This is a genomic window from Streptomyces sp. NH27 (assembly GCF_056859195.1).
In genome coordinates this window covers 1-1186 of the sequence record NZ_JACEGK010000968.1, presented here as the reverse complement: position 1 = coordinate 1186, position 1186 = coordinate 1, and the positions used below count along the sequence as shown (strand labels likewise).

Here is a 1186-nt window from a genome sequence, read left to right as displayed (position 1 = left end):
GGCCCCTCCGCGGGCGGGGCCCCCCCCCGGGGGGGCCCCCGCCGACCAGCCCTTCGCCGACGGCAGGGCAAGCCGCGGCACGGGGCTCCATCACCCACAGGCAGGGAGCCATGATGAACAACCGGATCATCCACCGGCTGCTGACCGATCACATACGCGCCACCGTATGCCGACTCACCACAGCATTCACCGCCACGCGCACACATGCCCAGCACACCGGTGACAGCGACATCGAGGCACTGGCCGTGAGCGTTGGCGCTCTTGTTCCCGCCGCTGCCGACGAGGAACCCCTGAGCCCTTGCCCGGCACACCCTTCCGCATCCACCGAGACGAGGCAGTCATGAGGAATCTCGCCCCCATCCCAACGCTGACGAAGGCCCAGGCGGCAGGCCGCAGGGCCATGCTCAAGGATGGCGGCTGGGCGAAGAGGGGCGGCACGGTAAGCCGCCGCGTGGTGGGCCGACTCGTCGCGGCCGGGGTGGCACAGTGGGCTATCAACATCCCCGGCGGCGACTGGGCGGCCCACCTGGCCCCGGGCCCCGGTGTCCTGCTGGTGGAAGACGCCCGGGAGGTAGTGCTCGCCCGCCACCCGCGGGCGCACGACTTCCTGACCGTCACGGCCGAAGCCGGCCGTACCCTCGGCTACCTCTTCCAGGTCGACCGCAACCGCTCCGTCCAGTACGGCTGGATCACGATGGACCGGTCGTACAGCAAGGAGACCGAGCCCTGCCGATCCAAGGCCACTGCCCTGCTGTCCGCCGCCGTGCTGGAGGACGGCCGCGCCGCAATGCGCCGCGCCGGCCACACCCTGCCCGACATCAGCCCGAACCTACCGGTGACCAAACCCGGCCGCAACTACACCTACACCCCAACCAAAGCCATCCGGTAAGCAGCTCCTACCGCGTACTCACCAGCAGGGACACCCCCGTATGCGCCGCCAGGACGCACCCGGACCAGCCGAAGGTCTACGTCGATCTGGAGACGCGCAACAGCCACCGATTCAAACCCGATTCGGCGACCGCCGACGTATGTGACAGGCACAGACCCTACGACCAGCCGGTCCCACCGTGAGTGGCACCGCGATGCGGCAGCATCTCGGCAACGACCTCACCGATCGCCACCTTCCGTAGGTCGCTGCCAGGTTCGATATCGCCGCGAAGCCACTGGTGGGGCGGGTGAGTTGGGC

At 69.4% G+C, this 1186-nt stretch carries 2 protein-coding genes; both read left to right on the top strand.

Translation table 11 applies throughout. The features are described from left to right. The first annotated feature begins 113 nt into the window (after positions 1-113). Positions 114-344, top strand: coding sequence for a hypothetical protein (locus AC13HU_RS37460; RefSeq protein ID WP_483046469.1), 231 nt, complete (start codon positions 114-116; stop codon positions 342-344). Beyond that, positions 341-889, top strand: a complete 549-nt coding sequence (locus AC13HU_RS37455; RefSeq protein WP_483046468.1) for a hypothetical protein — start codon at positions 341-343, stop codon at positions 887-889. Before AC13HU_RS37460 ends, AC13HU_RS37455 begins: the two co-directional genes overlap by 4 nt. Positions 890-1186: the final 297 nt, after the last annotated feature.

Coding starts and splice junctions, on each gene's coding strand:
- AC13HU_RS37455 (WP_483046468.1), top strand. CDS start 341: ATGAGGAATCTCGCCCCCATCCCAACGCTGACGAAGGCCCAGGCGGCA.
- AC13HU_RS37460 (WP_483046469.1), top strand. CDS start 114: ATGAACAACCGGATCATCCACCGGCTGCTGACCGATCACATACGCGCC.